The organism is Croceicoccus sp. BE223, from assembly GCF_031457155.1.
GTDB lineage: Bacteria > Pseudomonadota > Alphaproteobacteria > Sphingomonadales > Sphingomonadaceae > Croceicoccus.
Genome location: NZ_JAVDWB010000001.1, coordinates 503,645 through 525,867 on the forward strand (window position 1 = coordinate 503,645; position 22,223 = coordinate 525,867).

The following is a 22,223-nucleotide window of genomic DNA, read 5'->3' on the forward strand; positions in this document are numbered from 1 at the left end:
TTCGCCAGCTCGCGTCGCGAAACGGCGGGCGCTGGCGGGCCTACTTCGCTTCGAGCGACACGAACTTGAAGTTGCCCGCCCCGTCCTTGCCCCAGTTCTTGACCCGGGTGTCGACGAGCGTCGTCTGCGCCCCGGTGTAGAGCGGCAGGATCGGCAGCTCGCTGGCCAGGATCTGCTCCGCCTGCCGGAACAGCGCGTTGCGCTGCGCGGTGTCGCCGGTGGCGAGCGCCTTGGCGACGAGGGCATCGTAATGCGGGTTGGCCCAGCCGGTGTCGTTGTTGGGGCTGTTGCCGGTCATCAGGGTCAGGTAGGCGCCGGGCCCGGGGTAGAAGCCGTACCAGCCCGACCGCGCGATATCGAAGTTTCGGGCGGTGCGGGTGTCGAGGAAGACCTTCCACTCCTGGTTGTAGATGCCGACGTCGATGCCCAGCTCGCGCTTCCACATCGCCTGGATCGCCTCGGCCAGCTTGCGGTTCGATTCCTTCGTGTTGATCAGGATTTCGGTCTTGGGAAAGCCCCTGCCGCGCGGATAGCCCGCTTCGGCGAGCAGCCTGCGGGCTTCCTCCGCGTTCGGCGGAACGGCGGGCATCGCCTCGTATCCGGGAAGCCCGCCCGGCACCAGGCCGCCGGTCGGCGTCTCGCCGCCCAGCATGACCCGGTCGGTCAGGAGCTTGCGATCCAGCGCCAGCGACAGCGCACGGCGAACCCGCGGGTCGTTGTAGGGAGGCCGGGTGACGTTGAATTCGTAGTAGTTGGCGTTGGGCTGCCGGTCGGTCCGCACCTCGTCGGGAATGCTCTTCTTCAGGCTGGCGATGCGTTCGACCGGCACCGAGCCGACGTTGGTCATGTGCAATTGGCCTGACAGAAAGGCGTTCAATTCGCTCTTCTGGTTCTCGATCGCGAAAAAGCGGATGCCGTTGAGCTTCACATTCGCCGCGTCCCAGTAATTGGGGTTCTTGGCGACTTCGATGTACTGGTTGGTCTTCCACTCCTTCAGCACGAAGGGCCCGTTGCCGACGTACTTGCCCATCTCGAACCAGGCGTTGTCGCGGTCCAGCATCTTGCCGTTCGATTCGACCGCCGCCTTCTGCACCGGGTAGAAGGTGTAGGTCGCCAGCATGTTGAGCAGGTAGGGCATCGGCGCATCGGCGGTGATGACCAGCGTCTGCGGATCGGGCGCGGAGAAGCCGACCTCGCCGAAATCGTCGATCCGGCCCTTGTTGAACGCCTCGGCGTTGCGGATGCCGTAGAACAGCTCGGCCGGTTCCGCGCCGAAGGCGGGCGACAGGATGCGTTCGTAGCTGTAGAGGAAGTCGTTGGCGGTCAGCGGCGTGCCGTCGCTCCACTTCGCCTCGGGCCGGATCCTGAAAGTCCACTGCGTGGAATCGGCGTTGTGCTCCCAGCTCGAGGCCACGCCCGGGCGCACGCCGAAGGGATCGACCGGGTCCTGCGTCACCAGCCCCTCGCTCAGCGCGCTGATGATGCGCCCGTCGGGCGAGCCGGTGTTGAGCTGGGGATCGAGCGTCTTGGGCTCTACCCCGTTGCCGGTCAGCAGGATGCCTTCGCGCGCCCCCCGGTCGGCGTCGGTCTCGCTCTTGCCGCAGGCAGCCAGCGAAAGGGGCAGGGACAGCGCCACGGCGGCGACCAGCACAATCCTGCGCCGCGCCGGCATCCTCGTCATCATGGTCATAGGGAAATCCCCGTCAGGTCAGTTCGATGCGAACGACATGAACTTGTACACGCGATTTCCGTCAATGCTACGCCCCCATCCCTTCACGCGGGGGTCGAGCAGGTAGGTCGTGGAATAGTTGCTGAGCGGGATGACCGGCTGCTGCGCCAGCATCAGATCCTCGGCGCGGCGCATCGTCGCCATCCGCTGCGCCCGGTCGGTCATCCCGCGCGCCATCTCGATCGTCGCATCATAAGCCGGATCGACCCAGCCGGTCTCGCGGCGGAAGCCGTTGGACTTGAGGATGTCGAGAAAGGCGCCCGGATCGAGATACCCGGCCAGCCAGCCGGTCCGCGCGATCTGGAACTGGCGGTCGGCGGTGGCCTGCAGGTAATTCTTCCAGCTCATCGCCTGCACATCGACGGTGATGCCGAGGTTGCGCTGCCACATCGCGCTGACCCGGGCGGCCATGTCGCGATGCGGTTCGAAATCGTTGACGAGGATCGTGGTCCCAGGAAAGCCCTTGCCGCCCGGATAGCCCGCTTCGGCCAGAAGGCGGCGGGCGCCCGCCACGTCGGGCGCGGGCACGGGCACCGTCGCATAGCCCGGAATGCCCGGCGGCACGAAACCGGCCACCGCCTTGCGGTCGTCACCGGTCTCGCGCACCAGCGCCTCGCGGTCGAGCGCCATGGCCAAGGCGCGACGCACGCGCACGTCGTCGAAAGGGCGCTGGCGCGTGTTGAACTCGTACATGTCGACGCCGAGCATCTCTTCGTTGACGATCGCCTCGGGGCGCTTCTGGCGGGCTTCGGCCAGCCCGGCGGCGGGGATCGAGGTGGTGGCGTGAACCTTCCCGTCTAGAAAGGCTTGCAACTCCTCTTCCTGCTTCACCAGCGGCAGGAAGCGCACGGCATTGAGCGCGACATTCGCCGCGTCCCAATATTGCGGATTGCGTTCGAGCAGGACGAACTGGTTGGCCCGCCATTCGCTGAGGAGGAAGGGGCCGTTGCCGACATAGGTGCCGACGCTGGCCCAGCGATTGGCGGCATCGTCGTATGCGCCGCCCGCCTCGACCGCCGCGCGGTTGACCGGGAAGAACGCGCTGCCCGCCAGCATGCTGAGGAGATAGGGCGCCGGGTACTCGAGTGTGATTTCGAGCCGGTGCGGACCGGGCGCGGCGATGCCGACTTGCTCGAAATCGGCAATGCGCCCCTCGCTGTAATCGGCCGCGCCGCTGATGACGTGGAGCAGGTCGGCCGCTTCCGATTCCAGGTTCGGCGAGAGCATGCGGCGGAAGCTGTAGACGAAGTCGTCGGCGGTCAGCGGTTGCCCGTTGCTCCATCGCGCGTCCTTGCGCAGCTCGAACGTCCAGTGGCGGAAATCATCGCTGTGACGCCAGGATTTCGCCACGCCCGGCCGGACGGCGCCGTAATCGTCCGGGTCCTGCACGACCAAGCCTTCGGAAAGGGCGCTCATGATATTGGCTTCGGGCTGGCCGACGGTGAGGTGCGGATCGAGCGTCGTCGGCTCCGCCCCGTTGGCGATGATCAGCACCCCGTTTTCCAGCGCCCTGTCGACGGGTGCGCTGCTGTCACCACACGCCCAAGTCAGCAAAGCGCACAAAACGATCGCCAATTTGCGAATGTCGACAGCCCCCATAAGCATCGGATATGGACGCGCCCAATCCGGTGCAAGTCGTAATTTAGTAACAACCGATCCGTTTCGGATCGATTAAGCCGCGACAGAAGCGTCCTTGCCACGGCATCTTTCCAGAAGGTCGATCAGCCCGCGTTCGGCCCGTGTCAGCCAACGGGTCTTGCGCGGAAGCGCGACCGTCGGGCGCCAATCCTCCTGCACGTCGACCAGTTCGAGCACGGCGGGATGGATGTAGCTGCGCCGCGCGACGGCGGGCGTGTTGCCGAGGCGGCTGGACACTTCGGCGAGCACCGCCTTCAGCGGAACACGCACTCTCGCCGCGACCAGCGTGGCAAAGCCGAGGGCGCTGCCGTGGAACGTGCGGAAATCCTTCGCGCTGAAATCGCCGCCCATCGTTTCGCGCAAGTATTCGTTGACGTCGCCGGACGTGACGGGCCGCGCCTCGCCGTCGTCGTCGATGTACTGGAACAGGTGCTGGCCGGGCAGGTCCTGCACCTGCTTCACGAAGCGAAGCAGGCTGCGGTCGGTCAGGGTGACTTCGCGCTGTTGGCCCGACTTGCCCTTGAAACGGAGCGACAGCCGCTTGCCGCCAAGCTTCAGGTGGCGGCGGCGCAACGTCGTCGCGCCGAAACTGGAATTGGCCTTGGCATAGGCCTCGTTGCCGACGCGAAGGCGGCCCAGGTCGAGCAGGCGAACGACCGAGGCGAGTGCCCGTTCGCGCGTCAGGCCGCGGCGCGAGAGGTCGTCTTCCACCCGCCGGCGCAGCAAGGGCAGGGCCTTGGCAAAGGCGACGGTGCGGTCGAACTTCTTGCTTTCGCGCTCGGCGCGAAACTGGGGGTGGTAGCGATACTGCTTGCGCCCCTTGGCATCGATGCCGGTGGCCAGGATGTGGCCGTTGTCGGCCGGGCAGAACCACGCATCGACATAGGCGGGCGGCAGGGCGATGGCGTTGAGCCTGCGGATCTCCGCGCGGTCGGTGATCCTGCGCCCCTGCGCATCGGTATAGGACCATCCCTTGCCGCAGCGCCGACGGCTGATGCCGGGAAGCGAATCGTCGACGAAGATCAATCCGTTGCCGGAGGTGTCCGAGGCGGGAGCAGAAGCGCCGGAGGCGGGGGAGGGGCGAGCGGTCATGGTGAATCCGCAAACGGAGGATAAGGCGCGCAAGTTCCTGCCCATCGCCTCTTTTCATCCGCGCCAGCCCCGCTATATGCGGGCGCTCGTCGGCGAAAACGCCGATCGCTGGGGCGTCGCCAAGTGGTAAGGCACCGGTTTTTGGTACCGGCATTCGCAGGTTCGAATCCTGCCGCCCCAGCCAGGTTTCCGCGCGTCGGGAAGGCCTGACGTCGGCACGTGCTGCCCCTTCGATGCTGCCCCAGATTGGGTCATTGGGCGCGGGACGAGATCGCGATTATGGTTTTGGCAACGAATTTGGGCCATTTACCATACGCGTTAGACCATGTCGTTTGCACGCATCTTGAGCCTTTGCGGCGCTGCGTGGGCGTTAATGCCCGCGATCGCCTGTGCCCAAAGCGCCTCGACCGTCATGCCGGTAACCGCCACCGTCCGCGACGGGTGCACGATCTCCGCGCCGACGATGGCCTTCGGCATCACCACCCCGGCGGCCAGCGGCAAGGTGACGGCGACTTCGGTGCTGGTGCTCGCCTGCACGCCGAGCGTGACCTACACGATCGGGATGGACCGGGGCATGCACGTCCAGGGCAATACCCGGCAGATGTTCGACCCGGTGCTCAACCGCTATTTGCCCTACGAAGTCTATCGCGATGCGAAAATGACGTCGGAGTGGGGGAACCAGAAGACCAACATGGTCAGCGGCAACACCGGCCCGACCGGGCGGGCGACGCACACTGCATACGGCAAGATCAAGTCGACGACACAGACCGTGCGGTCCGGCTCCTATTTCGACTATATCGTCGTCACCGTAAACTTCTGACCGTCGTCGGCGAACCCGTGACGCGTCGCGCGGGCCGGCGGCGCGCGGCCGCTGGCTGGGCGACAAGGCGGGAAAATACAGAAGGTTAACGCGGTTCTAAACCGCGATTAGGCATTTCTACATAAGATGCCGCTAATTCCCGAACTGCTCAGGAACGGACGGACACGTCACAGCAGTTGGGGATCAATTGAACATGCGCAAAATCATCGCAATCGGGGCCGCATCGGCTGCGCTCATCGCCGCGCCGGCCTTTGCGGGCACGTCGAGCACGCAGATGCCGGTCACCGCGACCGTTATCGATGCCTGCACCGTCGCCGCCTCGCCGATGGCGTTCGGCACCCTGCCGGTGCTCGGCGCCAGCAACATCGACACCACCGCCACCGTCTCGCTGGCCTGCACCATCGGCACGAGCTATTCGGTCGGCATGGACTTCGGCACGCATGCCGCGGGCGGCACGCAGCGCTTCCTGCAGAGCAGCACCGACGCGACGCAGACCATTCCTTACGAGGTCTATCTCGATTCGGCCCGCACCCAGGTGTGGAATTCGTCTGCGGGTAACGTCGCCATCGGCGTTGCCACCAGCGGCACCGGATCGCATACCGCCTACGGACGCATTCCGACGAGTGCGGGATCGGTGAAGGCCGGCTCCTATTCGGACTCGGTGACCGTTACCGTCACGTTCTGATCGGAAGCGCGCCTGACGAGAGTGCGGGGGCGGAGCAGATGAGACCGATTGCGGCGTTTCTGGCCCCGGTTGCCCTTCTGGCGACCGGCAACGGGGACGAAGGTGCGGGCGGGGCGGCAGCGCCAGCCCCTGCCGCCTTGCCCGACATGGGCGCAACGGTCGCGGTCGCTCCGCTCCGCCTCGAGATCGGCAGCGGCCAGACCGCTGCCACCTTGCGGCTGCGCAATCCCTCCACCACCAGGATCGGCGTCCAGGTGCGCGCCTTCGCGTGGAGCCAGGCCGGCGGGGAGGACGAATACGCGGCAACGACCGACATCGTCATCACGCCCGCGATCATCACCATCGAACCGGGCGAGGAACAGTTCTTCCGCGTCCTGCGCACCGGCGGCGGCGGCGGTGGGGGCACCGGCGAAGGGCGCTATCGCGTCGCCATCGACCAGTTGCCCGATCCTTCGCAGACCCGCCACGGTTCGGCCACCGCGCGGCTGCGCTTCACCATCCCGCTGTTCGTCGATCGCGACATCGCCAGCGCGCCGCAGCTCGACTGGGCTTTCGGCCCGGATGGCCTGACCGCCCGCAACATGGGCGGGCAGACGGTGAAGATCGTCAACCTTTCCGCCCGCGACGCCAGCGGTCAGGCGGTCAACGTCGATCGCAACGGCCTTCGCTACCTTCTGGGCGGAAGCGCCATCAACTGGCCGCTGGCAGGGGCCTGCCCCGCGGGGCCGGTGGCGGTTTCGGTGCTGATCGATGGCGAGCCGGTCGATGTCCAGGCCGCTTCGCGCTGCGGCTAGCCTTCTTCGCGCGGTCGCCTGCTGCCTGCTGCTGACCGCCTCGGCGACGACCGCGCGGGCGCAGGTCGAGGATCCGTTCGCGCTCCCCGATATCGTCTCGCTCGATGACGCGACCGACCTTTCGGGGCCGGGCCTCGTCGCGGTCGAGCTCGACGGGGTCCTTCTCGACCGGTTCATCGCCCTGGCGTGGCAGGACGGGGTGCTCACCATCGATGCCGAAGCCGCGCGCGCCGCCGCCATTCCGGTGCCGGAGGGCCGGTCCGGGTACGTGGCGGTCGCCGACCTCGCGGTGGCAAGCTGGAACTTCGACCGCCAGACGCAGACGCTGGCCATCAAGCGGTTCCGCCGCGGCGACGGCCCCAACGACATCGACTTCGCCCGGCGAGAGGCAGCACCCGGCGACTTCGTGCCGATGTTCGCGGGGCTGATGGACTACGACCTGACCGCGACGTTTGGCGCAGGCACGGTGGCGGCGGGCTTCTTCAGCCCGCGCGCGGTCTATGGCGAGTACGAGCTGGGCACCTCGCTGCAATGGGTGTCGAAGCCCTCGACCGGGATCGACGGCCTGATCCGGCTCGACACCGCGCTGCGCCATGTCTCGGTGCGCCGGGGCATCAACGCTACCTTGGGCGACTATGTCAGCGCGGGCAGCCGCAGCCAGCGCCCGCTGCGCATGGCGGGCGTGCAAGTGGCGACCGACATGGCGCTGCGGCCCGATCTCGTCACTTATCCGCTGCCGGGCTTCGCCGGCCAGGTGGCGGTGCCCACCGCCATCGACCTCATCGTCAACGACCGGCGTTTTTCCGGCGGCGAGCTGGAGGCGGGCGAGTTCCAGATCAGCAACATCCCGGTCAATCCGGGACGCGGCGAAGTCTCGGTCGTGGTGCAGGACGCGCTGGGGCGCGAGGTGGTGCAGACCGCCCGGATCTACGTCTCGCGCGAACTGGTGCCGGTGGGGCGCTGGCAGGCGGGGGTGAACGCCGGTTTCATCCGTCGCAACTTCGGGCGGGAGAGCAGCGACTATCGCGATCTCGCGCTGACCTGGTTCGGCCGGCGCGGCATGAGCCGGGCGCTCTCGCTCGGCTTTTCGGGCGAAGTCGGGGCCGGCATCGCGAACATCGGGCTACAGGCGGAACAGACGATCGGCGGCGCGGCCATGGTCTTTGCCGAGGCGCGGCTGAGCACGGGCAGGGGCAGCGGCTCGCTGATCCGGGCGGGAGTCGAATCGATCGGGCGCGGCATTTCCGGGCGGGTCGAGGCGATCGTGCCGACGGGCCGCTATGCCGACCTTGCCGCCGCGTCGGGCGACGACCTTCCGCCGCGCCAGTACAACGCTTCGCTGGCGTTCGACGTGAGCCGCGCCTCGCAGCTGCAATTCGCCGCCAGCCGCATCGAACGGCGCGGCGACGATCCGCGCTTCACCTTGCAGGAACGGCGGATCGATCTCCTGCGCTCTACGTTCCGCATGCCGCTGTCGAAGAGCCTGGACGTCTTTGCCGACGTGTCGCGGCGGCGCGGCGACAGGACCAGCTACGGCGCGATGGTCGGCCTTTCGCTGCAACTGTCGCGCGGGCGCCACGCGCAGGCTAGTGCTGCGCGCGAATCGGGCCAGACGACCGCGCAGGCCAGCTTCTTCCGGCCCGATGTCGTCCCCGGCGAGATCGGCTACGGCATCGAGGCGACGAAGAGCATCGTCGAGCGGTTCGCGGCGCGCGGATCGTATCGCAGCGAATATGGCCGTGCGGAAATTCAGGCCGAAACGGTGGCGGGGCGCAGCGCGGCGCGGCTGAACGCGCGGGGCACGGTGATCGCGACCGGCGGCACCGTCTTTGCCCGCAACCAGACCGGCGGATCGTTTGCCTTCGTCAAGACCGGGAGCGTCGCGGGCGTCACGGTCACGCGGGAGCACCGGCTCGCCGGGGTCACCGACAGGAAGGGCCGCCTGCTGGTCGAGGAAGTGACGCCGATGGTGCCGATCCAGTTCGACATCGATCCCGAAAAGCTGCCGGACGAGGCGGTCGCCCGCTCGACCTACAAGCGGGTCGCGATCGTGCCGGGCGCGGTGGGTCGCGTCGATATCGACGTGCGGGCCTGGCGCTCGGTTCCGTTGCTGGTGGCCGAAGCCGACGGCACCGTCCTGCCGCTGGGCACGAAGCTGACCGCCGCGTCGGGCGACAGCTACATGGTCGCCTACGACGGGCTGATGGACTTCAACCGGCTGTCGGCAGACCGCAAGCTGGAGGCGAAGCTGGCCGACGGGCGCCAGTGCGAAATCGCAGTGCCGCCACTATCGGACACGCCGGGCATCGCCCAGGCGCTCGCCACCTGTCGCTGAGGGTCAGCCCTCTCGCGAAGGCGTCGTCTCGGCGGCGACGCTCGGTTCGGACACGGCCTGGTCGGGTCGGGGCAGCTTCGGCTGATCGCGCTCGGGCTCGTTCATGCCCTTCTTGAATTCGCGCAGGCCCTTGCCGAAATCGCCCATCGTCTCGGAAAGCTTGCCGCGTCCGAACAGCACCAGCACGACGATGGCCACGATGATCCAGTGCGTCAGTGAAAACGAACCCAAGTGCGTCACTCCGATAAAGCGGGCACGATGACCCGCCAGCCGCGCGCTCATACCCCCGAAATGGGCGGTCCGCCATCGGAATCTGCCTTGGCGGAGGCCGGCTTGCGGCAGGCCGCAGGGGCGGCCCGTCCGGTCAGATCACCGCGGCGATCCGCGCGACCAGCCAGGCCGCGGGCAGGAACAGCGCCTGCGCCGCCAGCGATCCGACCAGCCGGCTGATCGAGATCCACACGATGACCTGGCGGAACTCGCCTTCGCCCATCTTGCCGTCGATGACGTCGTCGGTCAGCACCGACAGGTGCGGGTCGATGAAGGCGAAGAGCAGGATCGTCGCCACCCCGTTGATCACTGCCGAAAGCTGCGACGCGGTGACCCGGTAGGTCGGATCGAGATACCCGGCATAGAGCGAGGCGAAGACGCCGACGATCAGCAGCGATTGCGCCACCACGTTCGCCGCCAGCATCGGCCAGAGGTGCCGCTTGGGCCGGGCGACGGATTGCAGGTGATCGGCAGCCGGCATGACCGCCGCGTCGCGCAGCAGGCGCAGGCCCGCCGGCGATATGCCGCGCAGCAAGATCCGCGCCACCGACGGGCGGGTCTTCATCGAGCCGATCGCGGCGGAAAAGACCCGCTGCGCCGTCGGCACCAGCAGGATGCCGATGAGGATCGCCACGCTGGCCGAGGCCATCAGCCAGTGGAAGTCGCCGGCGATGTCGTGCCCGTGCCCCGCCGCGATGCCGTTCTCCACCCGCTTGGCGAGGATCGGCGCCAGAAACCCGTTCGACAGCCGCGACACGAGGACGAGGATGTTGAACACCGCGAAGCTCATCGCGATGCGTCGGGTGCGCACCCCCGCGATCCTTGCACCATAGGCCAGCGCACCGATCAGGTTGATCACCCCGGTAAGGATGCACAGGAGCGCGAGATTGCCGTCCATCTGCCGCTTTCGAAAAAAGCCGCGAAGGATGCGGCCCTGGCGCTATTACCGGGACTCGCGGCGGCTGGCGACGGGGGAAAGCGCGGGGTGGAAAAACCCTCGCTTCGGCTCAGGCGGCGGGATCGACCCCAGCGAACCAGTCGGCATAGGGCGTGTTGCGCGCCAGCCTGCGGTTGAGATCGGGCGCGCCGTCGTGCCACCACACCGGGCCGCGTTCGCCCAGCGCGATCTTGGCGGTGTCGACCTGCGCACGCGCAGCCTTCAGGGCCGCTGCGTCCCCGGCGCGCAGGGCATGGCCGACCGCACCGCGCGCCCGCATAAGCTCGCGGACCAGTTCGGCGCGGCGGCGTTCCGGCAGGCGAGGGTCGGAGCAGCGCCACAGCCGTCCGCGCACGACGAAGTAGCGACCGTCCGGCGTGACCGGGTGCTTCGGGATTGCGGGTTGCGGGTCGCCGGGCATGATCCCTGCAACGCGCATAGGCGCTGCCGCGATCCCGGCGTCCGTCAGGTCACGCGGTCGCGCTGGTGGAAGCGGGGCTGGTCCCACTCTCCGCTGTCGAGGATCTGGCCCAGGATCTCCACCGCGTCCCATACCTCGACAAGGCGCAGGTAGAGGGGCGCGAAGCCGAGGCGCAGGATGTCCGGCGCGCGGAAATCGCCGACGACGCCGCGCGCGATCAGCGCCTGGCACAGGGCATGGGCGTGCGGGTGGGCGAAGGCGACATGGCTGCCGCGCGATGCCCCGTCGCGGGGCGAGGCGAGAATGAAACCGTGCCCGGCGCAGCGATCCTCGACCAGCCAGATGGCGAGGTCGCCGAGCGCGCGGCCCTTGGCAAAGAGGGCGGGCAAAGGAACACCCTCGAACTGCATCAGCCCGTGTTCCAGCGCCGCCATCGCCAGCACCGGGGGCGTGCCGCAGAGCATCCGGGAAAGGCCGGGCGCGGGGCGATAGTCCTGCGTGAAGGCGAACGGCGCGGCATGCCCCAGCCAGCCGGGGATCGGCGTGGCCAGAGCATCCTGGAGCTCGCGGCGGACATAGAGCCACGCCGGGGCGCCCGGCCCGCCGTTCAGGTACTTGTAGCCGCAGCCGACCGCCATGTCGGCCCGCGCCCTGGCCAGGTCCACCGCGACCGCGCCCGCGCTGTGGCTGAGATCCCAGAGCACCAGGGCGCCGGCTGCGTGGGCCGCGGCGGTGATCGCGGCGATGTCGGCGATGCCGCCGCCGCGATAATCGACATGGGTCAGCAGGACCAGCGCGGTGCGCTCGTCGATGGCAGAGGCGAGGTCCGCGCGGGGCACGGCGCGCAAGCTGCGTCCGGCGCGGGCGGCGACTTCGGCGGCGATGTAGCGGTCGGTCGGGAAGCCCGCGTCCTCGATGACCAGATCGCTGCTGTCGGCGCGTAGCGGCAAGGCGGCGCTCAGCAGCTTGAACAGGTTCACCGAAGTCGAATCGCAGGCGATGACCTCGTCCTCGCCCGCGCCGACCAGACCGGCAATGCGCGCGCCGACGCGCTGGGGCAGGCCGATCCAGTCGTGCCGGTTCCAGCTGGCGATGAGGTCGCGGCCCCACTGTTCCTCGACCACCCGTGCGACGTGGCCCGGCGTTCCCGCAGGCAGCGCGCCGAGCGAGTTGCCGTCGAGGTAGATCGTGCCATCCGGCAGCGCGAAGCGCTCGCGCGCAAAGGCCAGCGAGTCCGCGGCGTCGAGGGCCAGCACCTCTTCGCGAGTCACGGTTTGCGGCCCAGCAGGTCGACCGCGGCATCGATCGCCGCATCACCGGCAGGCGTGCCGGGGACGATCAGTTCGAAATGCCCCTGCGCCGGGATGGTGCGCGACACGACCCTCTCGCCCTTGGCCAGGGCCTTGGCGGCATAGGCTTCGGCAAAGCGCGGCGGGGCGATCCCGTCGTCCTCGCCCGAGATCTGCACTTGCGGCACCCCGATCGGCAGCAGCGCGACAGGCGAAGTGTCGGCGTAGGGATCGGGATGGGCCGGCGTGACCGGCCCGACCAGCCGGTCGACGGTATCGACGCCGCAGGCTTCGGCCGCCTCGGTCCTCGCCGCGGCGAGATCGGGCAGACCACCGAGGCTCACCACGCCCGTGATCTTCAGCGGTGCCGATCCATGCAACGCGCTGGTCGGCGCGATGCGAGGCCGGGCTGCGAGCCAGAGCGCGAGATGACCGCCCGCCGAATGGCCCATGGCGACGACGCGGGACGTGTCGAGGTCATGCTCCGCCCCCGTCCGCGCCAGAAGGTCGGCCGCCGCGGCGACATCGGCGAACGTGCCGGGATAGCCGCCGCCGGGCATGTCGACGCCGCGGTATTCGACGCTCCACACCGCGACGCCCTTTGCAACCAGCGCGGCGGCCTGGCGGTGCATGATGTCGGCCCTTGCCACCCCGCTCTGCCAGCAGCCGCCGTGGAGCAGCAGCACCACCGGGAACGGCCCCTTGCCGTCCGGCTTCCACAGTTCGACGACCTGCAGCGGATCGTCGCCATAGGCCAGCGTCGCGGGCGCGGGCGGCTGGGACAATTGCTGGAAATCGGCGTAGGTCATCACCGATGGCGCGGCGGCCTTGGTTGACGGCTCGGTCGCAGATTTCGGGGCCGGATCGCAGGCGGCCAGCGCGATCGGCGTCAGGGTCGGGGCGGTCAGCATCATGGCGCACCTGGCGAAGGGGGAGGGGGCACGGTGGGGCACGCCCCCTGATCCCATGCCTTGGCCGCGCGATCCAGCCCCGGTGCGCGACAAATCAACCGGTTGGCGACAGGCGCCGCGTCCTTTGCCGTCACGCGCCTCACTCGTCAAAGTCACAGGGCAGGGCCGGTCGCATCGGCGGACGCGAGACGCTAGGCTGGGGCAAACAGACGAGAGAGGGTTCGCACATGCTAGACCTGTTGATCCGTGGCGGCCAGGTGGCCGACGGAACCGGAGCCGCCATCCGCACCGCCGACGTCGGCGTGAAGGACGGCCGGATCGTCGAAGTCGGTCGCATCGGCGATACGGCGCATCGCACCGTCGATGCCGACGGGCTGCTGGTTACGCCGGGCTGGGTCGACATCCACACCCATTACGACGGGCAGGCGACCTGGGACCCGGTGCTCGATCCTTCTTTCAGCTCTGGGGTGACGACCGCCATCCTTGGCAACTGCGGGGTCGGCTTCGCGCCCGTCCATCGCGGCGACGAGGCGCGGCTGATCGACCTGATGGACGGGGTCGAGGAAATCCCCGGCAGCGCGCTCCACGCCGGGCTCAAGTGGAACTGGTCCAGCTTTCCCGAATACCTCGACGTGCTCGACGCGCAGGCGCGCAGCTTCGACATCGGTGCCTACCTGCCGCACGGGCCGCTCCGGCTGTTCGTGCTGGGCGACAAGGTCGGCACCGAGCAGCCGGCGAGCGACGAGGAGATCGCCGCAATGGCGCGCATCACCGATGCGGCGATGCAGGCCGGCGCGTTCGGCCTCTCCAGCTCGCGCACATCGGTCCACCGCACCGTGCGCGGCGACATGACCCCGGACTTCGGCGCGGACCAGAAGGAATTGATGGCGCTGGCCCGCGAAGTGGCGCGGCATGGCGGGGTGATGGAATTCGCGCCCGCCGGCGTGGTCGGCGAAGACCCTTCGGCCATCCGCGACGAGATGGCGATGTTCGACCGGATCGTGCGCGAAACCGGGGTCGACGTGCACATGCTGATGCTCCAGCCCAATCTCGATCCCGATTACTGGCAGAGCCAGCTCGAATGGGCGGGGCGGATCAACGCCGGTGGCCGCAGCCGGGCATTCGGCCAGGTCAGCGGACGGTCGATCGGCGCCTTGCTCAGTTTCTTTGGCACCCACCCGTTCATGGAGCGTCCCTCGTTCCGGGCGATCAAGGCGCAGTTCCCGCGCGAGGCATGGCTGGAAAAGCTGGCCGACCCGGAGGTCAAGGCGCGCATCCTGGCCGAAACCGACCCCGAAGGCAGCTTCGGCCAGTTCCTCAACAGCCACTGGGAACGCTGCTACGACCTGGGCGAGCAGGCCGATTACGAACCGGACGAGGCGATGAACGTCGTCGGGCTGGCCCGCGCGTCGGGACGGACGGTGCAGTCCTATGCCTACGACACGATGCTGACCACGAGCCGCCATCCCCGCCTGCTCCTGGCCATCAACAACTACGTCGACGGCGGGCTGGAGCGGATGCGACCGATGCTGGAGCACCCGGCATCGGTGCTCGGCGCGTCCGACGCCGGCGCGCACGTGATGACCATCTGCGACGGTTCGATGAACAGCTTCATGCTCACCCACTGGGCGCGCGACCGGCGGCGCGGGCCGACGATGCCGGTGGAGCAGGTGGTGCGGATGATGTCGCGCGATACCGCCCGCTCGATGGGCATCCGCGATCGCGGCACGCTCGAACCCGGCATGCGGGCCGACATCAACCTGATCGATTTCGCCAACCTCACGCTGGGCAAGCCGACCATCGTCGACGACCTGCCCGAAGGGGCGAGCCGGTTGCTGCAGGACGTGCGCGGATTCCAGATGACCGTCGTCGGCGGCACGGTCACGCGCGAGGACGATAGCGCTACCGGCGCGCTGCCGGGACGGGTGCTGCGCCACCGGGGGCGGGGCTGACCCAGACTTTCGCGCCGATGGCCACCTGACAAAAGGGCTTGTAGCCGCCGCGCCGGTCAGCGACCATCCGTGGCATGATGCCGCACCGCAACGAAATCGTCAGCCCGCTGCCCGTCCTCACCATGGTCGAGGGGCTTCGCTGCCTTGCCGAGTGGGCGACTCTGGTCGCGACCTATCCGCTCATGGCCTATGCCCCGCGCGGCGACGGGCACCCGGTGATGGTCCTGCCCGGCTTTGCCACCAACGACCAGATGACGGGGCTGCTGCGCCTGTTCCTGTCGCGGCTGGGCTATTCGGTCCACGCCTGGGATCTCGGCTGGAACCTCGACCAGCACACCACCGGCGAAAACGGCGAGCATATCGCCCGCCGCATCGCCGAGATTCGCGCCGAAACGGGCCGCAAGGTGTCGCTCGTGGGGTGGAGCCTGGGCGGCGTCATCGCGCGCGAGGCGACCCGCCGCGATCCCGAAGACGTGCGCCAGGTCGTGACGCTGGGCAGCCCGTTCACCGGCAACCCTTCGGCGACCAACCTCAATTCGCTGTACGAACTGCTGACCGGCAACCGCATCGCCGACATGCGCCACCACGCCCGCTATGCCGACGGGCACAAGGTCCTGCCGGTTCCGTCGAGCGCGGTCTATTCGCGCACCGACGGCATCACCGCCTGGCAGAACTGCATCAGCGAGACCGACGAGAGGACCGAGAACATCGAGGTGGTGTCGAGCCATTTCGGCTTCGTCACCAACCCGGCGGTGTTCTACATCGTCGCCGACCGGCTGTCCCAGCCCGAACAGAACTGGCTGCCGTTCGACCAGGCCGGGCCGTTCAGCGCCTTCTATCGCGGATCGCCCCGCGCCTGAGCCGCATGGAGTGATCGGGGGGGGGGCCTGATCGGGGCGGCCTGATCGGGCCGGCCTGAGCGCAGGAGGCCTGAGCGCAGGCGGCCCGCTTCAGTTGAGGCCGTAGACGCCCAGCCGCGATGCGTGGCTACGCACCGCCAGCGCCATGATCAGGATGTCGCTCGCCACCCCGTCGGCGTCGCGAACATGGTCGCGCAGCAGCGCCTCGGGACGGAAGCCCATCTCCTCGAACATCGTGCGCGCGGCGGGCTGGTCGGTGGTCATGCGCACCAGCAGCTTCTCGATCCCGTTCTGCGACGCGATGTCGAGGCAGTGCATCGCCAGCAACCGGCCAAGCCCCATGCCGCGGCTTTCGAGGTCGACCAGCACGCGCACGTCGGCGACATGCGGCGACCAGCTCAGTTCGTCGCGGACCAGCGCGCAGCAGCCGTGGATCTCTCCGCCATGGACGGCGACGAGGCTGCGGATGGTGCCGGCCTCGATCTGTTCGATCCACGCGTCGAATACGCGCGGCTTCCTGATGTCGCGCTGCAGGAACAGCAGTTCGCGCACCGGCAGGCCATTGGCAAAGGCGAGCATGGCATCGCGATCCGCCGCGGTGAGCGGGCGCAGCTCGACCTTGCGACCGTCGAGGTCCAGCGTGGTCGGCGCGAGATCCGTGGTGGGCATCGGGTGGTTCTCCTGAAAATTCAGACCGAGCGGGGGGCCAGCCACTGGTCGATCAGCGGCCAGAGGCGCTTGAGCGCGGGCGGCCCGGCGACGAGGCTGACGTGGCCGCCCTTGGCGACGATTTCGTCGCGGTCGCTCGATGCGGTCATCGTCATCAGCGGGGCGGTCGCCTCGTGCGCGACGACGTGGTCGTGTCTGGCGACGATGTTGAGGATGGAGGCGTCGATCCGGCCGAGGTCGGCGGTCTCGCCGCAGACCTCCAGCGTGCCGGCGACCAGCGCGTTTTCCCACATCAGCTTCTTGACCAGCGTGCCGAAATAGGCCCCCGGGATCGGCAGCGTTTCGGCGGCCCAGCGGTCGAACATGCGGTAGGACTTGACGAAATCGTCGTTCCACATGTTGTTCCATAGCGTCGCCCGCCCCGCCGGGCGGTTCGCGGGCCGTGCCAGGTCGAAGGCGCCGAGCATGATCTCGGGCGGGATCAGTTCCAGCTCGCGGACCAGCAGGTCGACATCGAAATAGCGTCGGTCGGCCCAGGTCTGGAACAGCGGCATGTGGTTGAAATCGACCGGCGTTGCCAGCAGGATCAGGTTGCGGATGGGCCGGGCGAAGCTCGTCGCGGCGTACGTCGTCGCCAGCGTGCCGCCCGCGCAATAGCCGGCAAGGCTCACTTCGCTTTCGCCCGTCTGCGCCTCGATCACCTCCAGCGCTTTGGGAATGAAGCGCCCGACGTAATCGTCGAAATCCAGTCCGGCCTCGTCGCGGCGCGGCGGGTTCCAGTCGAGGTTGTAAACGTCGTAGCCTTGCTGCAGCAGGTATTCGAAGAAGCTCTGCCCCTTGGCGAGATCGAAGATGTACCCCCGGTTCGACGGCGGCGAGACGACGAGCAGCGGCACGCGGTAGATCTCGTCCTGCAGCGGGCGATAGCCGTAAAGCACCGCCGTGCCTTCGCGGTAGAGCACGTCCTTGGGCATGTGGCCCACCGGCGCCGCTTCGGCGACGAGGAAGTCGAGCCCCTTGATGTTGCGCTTCAGCGCGCGGTCGACCTCTTCGCGGACCTGCCGCGAAATCAGCTCCGGGTCGAGTATCTCCAGCCCGTTCGGCGCGGCCGCGTCAGGCATCGCGCTTGGCGGCCTTCCCGGCTGCGGGGGCGGGGGCGGGGGCGGCGGCAGGGGGCTTGCGGGTGCGGCGCGGTTCGGGCGCGGCGGGCGTGGGCGCGGCGCTGCTGTCGAACCGGGCCAGTTGCAGGCGCATCTGGGCAAGGTGATCCTCGATCACCGCCAGCCTTTCCGAGACCTCCTCGATCTGGCTCTTGCTCGGCAGGTTCAGCGAGCGAAGCACCGCCTCGGTCTGCTCGGCCATCGCCTTTTGCGCGATGACGGTTGCCTTGGTCGCCTGCCCGATCAGGGCGCCGAATTCCTCGCTGCTGGTAAACTGGCCCGACCAGGCGTTGAGCTCGTGCTCCCACTTCTGGATCGCCTCCTGCCACGCGGCCAGCGGATTGAAGGGGGCGGATTTGGGTTTGTCAGCCATCGTTCACCACCAAAGACGAAAAGGGACGATCCCAAAACTATGATTAGGGATGGGCCGCCACCATGCGCGGCAACATGCCCGCTCGCAATGGCCTGATGCAGCGCCTGCCCGGCCAGCGGCTATTCGTCCCTCGCTAGCCTGCCCTTCGCTCAGCCCCGTGGCCGGCCATGTTCGTCCTGCCACGGGTAGAACGACGGCATGTCGGACGCGCGCGACGAGAAGGCGGCGGGGCGCTTCTCCCGGAAGGCCCGCACGCCCTCAGCGCCGTCGGCCAGCGCGGTGTAGAAGACGGCGAGGCTGTCGATGTCGTGGGCGTGGCGCGGGTGCGGCTGGGCCGAATTGCGCCAGGTCATCTGGCGGATCAGCGCGACGCTGACCGGCGAGCGGTCGGTGACCAGCGTGCGGGCGAAGGCGACCGCGTCCTCAACCAGCGCGTCCGGCTCGCAAACGCGGCGCACCAGCCCCTTGTCCAGCGCGATCTGCGCGTCGAAGATGTCTGCCGAATAGAACCATTCGAGCGCCTGTTCGATGCCGACGATGCGCGGCAGGAACCAGGTCGAGGCGGCCTCCGGCACGATACCGAGCCGTCCGAAGACGAAGCCGAACCGCGCGGCGGTGGAGGCGAAGCGGAAGTCCATCGGCAGGGTCATCGTCGCGCCGATGCCGACCGCCGCGCCGTTGATCGAACCGACGATCGGCTTGCGGCAGTCGTACATCGCCAGCGTGACCTTGCCGCCGGTGTCGCGAACGCCGCGCTCGACGGCCGGGTCCACCTCGGCGGCGGCAAGGTCGGCCAGCACCGGTCGGCGGCTCTCGTCGAGGCCGAAGACATTGCCCTCGACCCCCAGGTCCATGCCTGCGCAGAACGCCTTGCCGGATCCGGTGACGACGATCGCCCGCACCGCGTCGTCGTCGCTGGCGCGGGCGTAGGCGTCCTGCAGTTCCTCGCACATGGAAAGGGTGAACGCGTTCATCCGGTCGGGCCGGTCCAGCACCAGCCGCAGGATGCCGTCGTCCACATCGTACCGGATCGTGTCGTAATCGCGCATCGAGGGGCTCCTTCTCCGCCAGTCTAGGGCATCGGCCAGTCTAGGACATCGGGGGGCCGGGGCGAGCCTGATCTTCTGGCTAAGTCGGCCTACTGGATCGGGATGACGAGCCTTCGCACGAGCGCGTCGCCGGCCCGCTCCGAAGTAACCCACCCGTCGACGCGCGAGAGGATGCGACCGGCAAGCCCCGATTCGCCAGCGATCTCGCCATCGGGCGCAGGGCCGGTCCAGGTCAGTTCGAGCACGTCGCTGGTCCGGGCCGCAAGGCTCGACCCGCCTGTCCCGGGGTCGCTTTCGTGCCAGTCGCTGAGGACCAGCGCGACTGCCTTGGCCTGTTCGTTGAGAAGAGGGTGGTCGGCCGAACCGGTCAGGACGATATTGCCGGCACCCGACGCGGTGACCACTTCGCCCAGCGGTAGCCGCCCGTCGCCGCGCCGATGCCGCAGGCGGGCGAGCGCAAGCAGCACGTCGATCCGGCGGCATAGCGAAAAGGCGAGGTCGTCGAGCCGCGCCGCACCGCGCTGCGAGACGAGCGAGACCGCCCGCATTTCCGCCACGACGTTGCCGACCTCGTGTTCGAGCCCCTCTTCGGGGGCGCCCACGATCATCAGCATGTAGCCGTTGTCGTCGCCGTCGTTCAGCACGATCGGCAGGAAATGGACGTCGACCGACTGGCCCGAACCGGTGCTGGTGCGAAGGCGGCTCTCTTCCCCGCCGGCTAGGCGCTCCACCGCCAGCGCCGCGTAGAAACCTTCGTTGAACTCGGTTTCCGTGCCGTCGAGGAAGCGTCCCGGCTCGACCGGCCAGTGGGCGAATCCGGGCGGGCGGGTCGCGGTGCAGCACCGGATTTTCGAGCGCCGATCGATAACGATCGCGCCCACGCCCCAGCCTTCGGCTTCCCTTTCCGTCAACGCGACACACCCATGCGGGCGACGTAACGGAAAAGCATCTGCGAAATCAAGCATGTTGACCTGGGGTTAAGCTGGTTAGGTTCGGTCAACAGCGATAAATCAAGCAATTGCCTTAAGTTTTCGTCCCGCCTACAACCGTTCCGATAATGAGGAGAGGGTCATGGCCACCAACCGCAAACCGCTGCGCGCATTCTGTGCGGTCAAGGGCCATGCCTTCGACCGCAACGCGTTCGAGGACATGCTGCGCGCCTGCGGGGCCGAGCCGACCCTTGTCGACCAGCCCGCCGCCGCCGCGATGATCGAGGCGGACCTGCTGTGCGATTATGACGTGGTGGTGCTACACGACATGTGGGGCCTCGATTTTCGTGCGCCGCGGGAAGAACGGCCCGCTCCGGTCGACCCGGGGGCGGCGCTGAAGGCAGGCTGGGCCCGGATCCTGGGGCGCGGGACCGGTGTTCTCGCCCTTCATCACGCCATCGCGAGCTGGCCGGCCTGGGACGATTACGCCCGGATGCTGGGGGGCCGGTTCCTCTATCGCGAAGGCGCGCTGGACGGATCGCCACGGCAGGACAGCGGCTATTGCCCCGACGTCCGCTACACCGCCGCGACCGCGCCGCATCCGGTGACCGAGGGCGTGGCGGGGCGTTTCGAGCTGGACGACGAACTTTACGCGATGGAAATCCTGGAAAGCGAAGGCCTGCAACCGCTGCTGACACGGGTCAGCGACATCGCGCCCGAGCGTTTCCTCTCCGCGCGCAACGCAGTGCGGCGGATCGAGGACGAACCATGGTCGCCGCCCAACGACCAGCGCCTGATCGGCTGGGCCAAGACGGCCGACGCCTCGCGCGTGGTCTATCTCCAGCCCGGCGACGGACCGCAGACCTTCGCGCATCCCGAGTATCGCAGGCTCGTTACCAACGCGCTGGCCTGGATCGCCGCGCCGCGCGGGTGACGGCCAGACCGGCAGGCGGCGGCGTCAGCCCCGCGGGGTGAACGCGAGCGGCAGTTCGCGCAGCGGCAGGGTCAGGAAATTGGGGTGGTGGATCGGCTGTTCCAGCGGGCGGGCCAGCCGGATGTCGTCCAGTCGTTCGAGCATGGCGAGAATGCCGCTCGCGATTTCCGCCCGCGCCAGCGGCGCGCCGACGCAGAAGTGCACGCCCGCCCCGAAGCCGAGGTGCTGGCCCACGTTCCTGCGCTCCATGTCGAAAGCATGCGGACACTCGAACTTCGCCCCGTCCCGGTTTGCCGCGCCATAGCGCACGATCACGACCGAGCCTTCGGGAATCAGCGTTCCGGCCAGTTCGACGTCGCGCGTGGTGCGGCGGCGAAGGCCCTGCGTCGGGGTATCGTAGCGGACCACTTCCTCGACGAAGTTGCGGGCGAGCGACGGGTCGGCGCGCAGCTTCGCCATCTGATCAGGTTGCTGGACCAGCCGCAGCATCGCATGGCCAAGCGCGTTGGTCGTCGATTCGAAGCCGCCCGCGATCAGCTGCGCCATCATCGACAGCAGTTCGTTGACCGTCATCGGCTGCTCGGTGTCCTGGTGCCCCATGACGAGCGCGGAGACGAGGTCTTCCTGCGGGTTGGCGCGGCGTTCCTCGAACAGGCGGGCGAGGTGGTGCTGCGCCTCGAGCTCGATGTCGGCGTTGGCTATCAGTTCCTCGGGCGTCATCACGCGCGAGGCCGGGGCGAGCAGCGCATCGGCCCAGCGGCGGAAGGTATCCAGTTCGCTCGCATCGAGTCCGATCTGTTCGGCGAGGATCGTGCCGGGCAGCATCACGGCGTAATCGGCCATGAACTCGCATTCGCCGCGAGACGCAAAGCGGTCGATCAAGCGGTGGGCGATGTCCTCGATATGCGGCATCAGGTTGCGCACGCGCCCGACGGTGAAGGCCCGGTCGACCAGCTTGCGGTAGCGCGCGTGGATCGGCGCGTCGGTGCGCTGCAGGGTCTGGACGTGCGACCAGCCGTGTTCGTTGAGATAGTCCTGCATGATCTTCGAATTCGCCTCGCCCTGCAGCGAGGCGCGGTCGACGTTGTTCGAAAACGTCGCCGGATCGGTCAGCACCTGTCGCAGGTCGTCGTAGCGCGTGACGATGTAGAACCCGGTTTCGGGCATCCGGTAGATGCCAGGCATCGCGCGGATGCGGTCGTAGGCGTCGAAGGGATCGTCCTGAACCGCGGGGTCCAGCAGGCTCAGGTCGGCGAGCGAATCGGCCGTCTCGGTCATCAGGCAATCCTCCTGTCTGTTGTTTTATAACACAACTGAGGAACCCTGACTTTACCGAAATCGGCCGGTCGGGTCTCTCTTGTGCTCCAGGTTTGCGC

22 protein-coding genes and 1 tRNA gene are annotated in these 22,223 nt (G+C 68.2%); 9 read left to right on the forward strand and 14 right to left on the reverse strand.

What is annotated here, in order from left to right; all coding sequences use genetic code 11:
* Positions 1-40: 40 nt before the first annotated feature.
* The 3 genes from J2X37_RS02505 to J2X37_RS02515 form a co-directional block, all read right to left on the reverse strand.
* On the reverse strand, positions 41-1,690 hold the full coding sequence (locus tag J2X37_RS02505; RefSeq protein WP_310017350.1) for a peptide ABC transporter substrate-binding protein: 1,650 nt from the start codon (positions 1,688-1,690) through the stop codon (positions 41-43).
* Between the two features lie 18 nt (positions 1,691-1,708).
* Positions 1,709-3,283, reverse strand: coding sequence for a peptide ABC transporter substrate-binding protein (locus tag J2X37_RS02510; protein ID WP_310017352.1), 1,575 nt, complete (start codon positions 3,281-3,283; stop codon positions 1,709-1,711).
* Between the two features lie 117 nt (positions 3,284-3,400).
* On the reverse strand, positions 3,401-4,459 hold the full coding sequence (locus J2X37_RS02515) for a DNA topoisomerase IB (RefSeq protein ID WP_310017354.1): 1,059 nt from the start codon (positions 4,457-4,459) through the stop codon (positions 3,401-3,403).
* Between J2X37_RS02515 and J2X37_RS02520 the strand changes: the two genes are divergently transcribed.
* The 6 genes from J2X37_RS02520 to J2X37_RS02545 all read left to right on the forward strand — a co-directional run bounded on the left by J2X37_RS02520 (position 4,458) and on the right by J2X37_RS02545 (position 9,093).
* Positions 4,458-4,589, forward strand: a complete 132-nt coding sequence (locus J2X37_RS02520) for a hypothetical protein (RefSeq protein WP_310017357.1) — start codon at positions 4,458-4,460, stop codon at positions 4,587-4,589. The two genes, J2X37_RS02515 and J2X37_RS02520, sit on opposite strands and share 2 nt — an antisense overlap.
* Positions 4,569-4,643 (forward strand) — tRNA-Gln (locus J2X37_RS02525). The genes J2X37_RS02520 and J2X37_RS02525 overlap by 21 nt, the downstream gene beginning before the upstream one ends.
* 228 nt (positions 4,644-4,871) lie before the next feature.
* Positions 4,872-5,279, forward strand: coding sequence for a spore coat U domain-containing protein (locus tag J2X37_RS02530; protein WP_310017359.1), 408 nt, complete (start codon positions 4,872-4,874; stop codon positions 5,277-5,279).
* Positions 5,280-5,472: 193 nt separating this feature from the next.
* Entirely contained in the window at positions 5,473-5,964 is a 492-nt protein-coding gene (locus J2X37_RS02535; RefSeq protein ID WP_310017361.1) for a spore coat U domain-containing protein, read from the forward strand.
* Positions 5,965-6,002: 38 nt separating this feature from the next.
* Positions 6,003-6,758 (forward strand): fimbria/pilus periplasmic chaperone, encoded by a 756-nt coding sequence (locus J2X37_RS02540; RefSeq protein ID WP_310017362.1) that lies wholly within the window; start codon positions 6,003-6,005, stop codon positions 6,756-6,758.
* Positions 6,730-9,093 (forward strand): fimbria/pilus outer membrane usher protein, encoded by a 2,364-nt coding sequence (locus J2X37_RS02545; protein ID WP_310017364.1) that lies wholly within the window; start codon positions 6,730-6,732, stop codon positions 9,091-9,093. Before J2X37_RS02540 ends, J2X37_RS02545 begins: the two co-directional genes overlap by 29 nt.
* A 3-nt stretch (positions 9,094-9,096) precedes the next feature.
* Here the strand turns inward: J2X37_RS02545 and J2X37_RS02550 are convergent, their stop codons facing one another.
* From J2X37_RS02550 to J2X37_RS02570, 5 genes are all read right to left on the reverse strand, one after another.
* A complete protein-coding gene (locus tag J2X37_RS02550) occupies positions 9,097-9,324 on the reverse strand; it encodes a twin-arginine translocase TatA/TatE family subunit (protein WP_310017366.1) in 228 nt (75 codons plus the stop codon).
* A 133-nt stretch (positions 9,325-9,457) separates the two neighbouring features.
* Entirely contained in the window at positions 9,458-10,261 is an 804-nt protein-coding gene (locus J2X37_RS02555; protein ID WP_310017368.1) for a lipid II flippase Amj family protein, read from the reverse strand.
* Positions 10,262-10,370: 109 nt separating this feature from the next.
* Positions 10,371-10,739: a hypothetical protein gene (locus J2X37_RS02560; protein ID WP_310017369.1), complete on the reverse strand. Its 369-nt coding sequence runs from the start codon at positions 10,737-10,739 to the stop codon at positions 10,371-10,373.
* 26 nt (positions 10,740-10,765) lie between these two features.
* Positions 10,766-11,992 (reverse strand): kynureninase, encoded by a 1,227-nt coding sequence (gene kynU / locus J2X37_RS02565; protein WP_310017371.1) that lies wholly within the window; start codon positions 11,990-11,992, stop codon positions 10,766-10,768.
* A complete protein-coding gene (locus tag J2X37_RS02570; protein WP_310017373.1) occupies positions 11,989-12,924 on the reverse strand; it encodes an alpha/beta hydrolase in 936 nt (311 codons plus the stop codon). Before J2X37_RS02570 ends, kynU begins: the two co-directional genes overlap by 4 nt.
* Positions 12,925-13,148: 224 nt before the next feature.
* On the opposite strand from J2X37_RS02570, the gene J2X37_RS02575 reads away from it, so the two are divergent.
* Positions 13,149-14,873, forward strand: a complete 1,725-nt coding sequence (locus tag J2X37_RS02575; protein WP_310017375.1) for an amidohydrolase family protein — start codon at positions 13,149-13,151, stop codon at positions 14,871-14,873.
* Positions 14,874-14,947: 74 nt separating this feature from the next.
* Positions 14,948-15,733: an alpha/beta hydrolase gene (locus J2X37_RS02580; protein ID WP_310017378.1), complete on the forward strand. Its 786-nt coding sequence runs from the start codon at positions 14,948-14,950 to the stop codon at positions 15,731-15,733.
* 90 nt (positions 15,734-15,823) lie between these two features.
* Here the strand turns inward: J2X37_RS02580 and J2X37_RS02585 are convergent, their stop codons facing one another.
* From J2X37_RS02585 to J2X37_RS02605, 5 genes are all read right to left on the reverse strand, one after another.
* Positions 15,824-16,402, reverse strand: a complete 579-nt coding sequence (locus tag J2X37_RS02585) for a GNAT family N-acetyltransferase (RefSeq protein WP_310017380.1) — start codon at positions 16,400-16,402, stop codon at positions 15,824-15,826.
* Positions 16,403-16,422: 20 nt separating this feature from the next.
* A complete protein-coding gene (locus J2X37_RS02590; protein ID WP_310017383.1) occupies positions 16,423-17,523 on the reverse strand; it encodes an alpha/beta fold hydrolase in 1,101 nt (366 codons plus the stop codon).
* Positions 17,516-17,935 (reverse strand): hypothetical protein, encoded by a 420-nt coding sequence (locus J2X37_RS02595; RefSeq protein WP_310017385.1) that lies wholly within the window; start codon positions 17,933-17,935, stop codon positions 17,516-17,518. The genes J2X37_RS02590 and J2X37_RS02595 overlap by 8 nt, the downstream gene beginning before the upstream one ends.
* Positions 17,936-18,084: 149 nt before the next feature.
* Entirely contained in the window at positions 18,085-18,984 is a 900-nt protein-coding gene (locus tag J2X37_RS02600; RefSeq protein WP_310017387.1) for a crotonase/enoyl-CoA hydratase family protein, read from the reverse strand.
* A gap of 89 nt (positions 18,985-19,073) precedes the next feature.
* Entirely contained in the window at positions 19,074-19,865 is a 792-nt protein-coding gene (locus tag J2X37_RS02605) for a hypothetical protein (protein WP_310017389.1), read from the reverse strand.
* 190 nt (positions 19,866-20,055) lie between these two features.
* Here J2X37_RS02605 and J2X37_RS02610 point away from each other — a divergent pair, with 190 nt between their 5' ends.
* A complete protein-coding gene (locus tag J2X37_RS02610; protein ID WP_310017391.1) occupies positions 20,056-20,847 on the forward strand; it encodes a ThuA domain-containing protein in 792 nt (263 codons plus the stop codon).
* Positions 20,848-20,871: 24 nt separating this feature from the next.
* Here the strand turns inward: J2X37_RS02610 and J2X37_RS02615 are convergent, their stop codons facing one another.
* The gene (locus J2X37_RS02615) at positions 20,872-22,125 is read right to left on the reverse strand and encodes a cytochrome P450 (protein WP_310017393.1); all 1,254 of its coding nucleotides are present in this window, start codon (positions 22,123-22,125) and stop codon (positions 20,872-20,874) included.
* Positions 22,126-22,223 lie beyond the last annotated feature (98 nt).

Excerpts from the sequence above, each read along its gene's own strand:
- J2X37_RS02505 (WP_310017350.1), bottom strand. The coding sequence starts at position 1,690 with ATGACCATGATGACGAGGATGCCGGCGCGGCGCAGGATTGTGCTGGTC.
- J2X37_RS02520 (WP_310017357.1), top strand. The coding sequence starts at position 4,458 with ATGGTGAATCCGCAAACGGAGGATAAGGCGCGCAAGTTCCTGCCCATC.
- J2X37_RS02515 (WP_310017354.1), bottom strand. The coding sequence starts at position 4,459 with ATGACCGCTCGCCCCTCCCCCGCCTCCGGCGCTTCTGCTCCCGCCTCG.
- J2X37_RS02530 (WP_310017359.1), top strand. The coding sequence starts at position 4,872 with ATGCCGGTAACCGCCACCGTCCGCGACGGGTGCACGATCTCCGCGCCG.
- J2X37_RS02535 (WP_310017361.1), top strand. The coding sequence starts at position 5,473 with ATGCGCAAAATCATCGCAATCGGGGCCGCATCGGCTGCGCTCATCGCC.
- J2X37_RS02540 (WP_310017362.1), top strand. The coding sequence starts at position 6,003 with ATGAGACCGATTGCGGCGTTTCTGGCCCCGGTTGCCCTTCTGGCGACC.
- J2X37_RS02545 (WP_310017364.1), top strand. The coding sequence starts at position 6,730 with ATGTCCAGGCCGCTTCGCGCTGCGGCTAGCCTTCTTCGCGCGGTCGCC.
- J2X37_RS02555 (WP_310017368.1), bottom strand. The coding sequence starts at position 10,261 with ATGGACGGCAATCTCGCGCTCCTGTGCATCCTTACCGGGGTGATCAAC.
- J2X37_RS02560 (WP_310017369.1), bottom strand. The coding sequence starts at position 10,739 with ATGCGCGTTGCAGGGATCATGCCCGGCGACCCGCAACCCGCAATCCCG.
- J2X37_RS02570 (WP_310017373.1), bottom strand. The coding sequence starts at position 12,924 with ATGATGCTGACCGCCCCGACCCTGACGCCGATCGCGCTGGCCGCCTGC.
- J2X37_RS02575 (WP_310017375.1), top strand. The coding sequence starts at position 13,149 with ATGCTAGACCTGTTGATCCGTGGCGGCCAGGTGGCCGACGGAACCGGA.
- J2X37_RS02580 (WP_310017378.1), top strand. The coding sequence starts at position 14,948 with ATGATGCCGCACCGCAACGAAATCGTCAGCCCGCTGCCCGTCCTCACC.
- J2X37_RS02585 (WP_310017380.1), bottom strand. The coding sequence starts at position 16,402 with ATGCCCACCACGGATCTCGCGCCGACCACGCTGGACCTCGACGGTCGC.
- J2X37_RS02590 (WP_310017383.1), bottom strand. The coding sequence starts at position 17,523 with ATGCCTGACGCGGCCGCGCCGAACGGGCTGGAGATACTCGACCCGGAG.
- J2X37_RS02595 (WP_310017385.1), bottom strand. The coding sequence starts at position 17,935 with ATGGCTGACAAACCCAAATCCGCCCCCTTCAATCCGCTGGCCGCGTGG.
- J2X37_RS02600 (WP_310017387.1), bottom strand. The coding sequence starts at position 18,984 with ATGCGCGATTACGACACGATCCGGTACGATGTGGACGACGGCATCCTG.
- J2X37_RS02610 (WP_310017391.1), top strand. The coding sequence starts at position 20,056 with ATGGCCACCAACCGCAAACCGCTGCGCGCATTCTGTGCGGTCAAGGGC.
- J2X37_RS02615 (WP_310017393.1), bottom strand. The coding sequence starts at position 22,125 with ATGACCGAGACGGCCGATTCGCTCGCCGACCTGAGCCTGCTGGACCCC.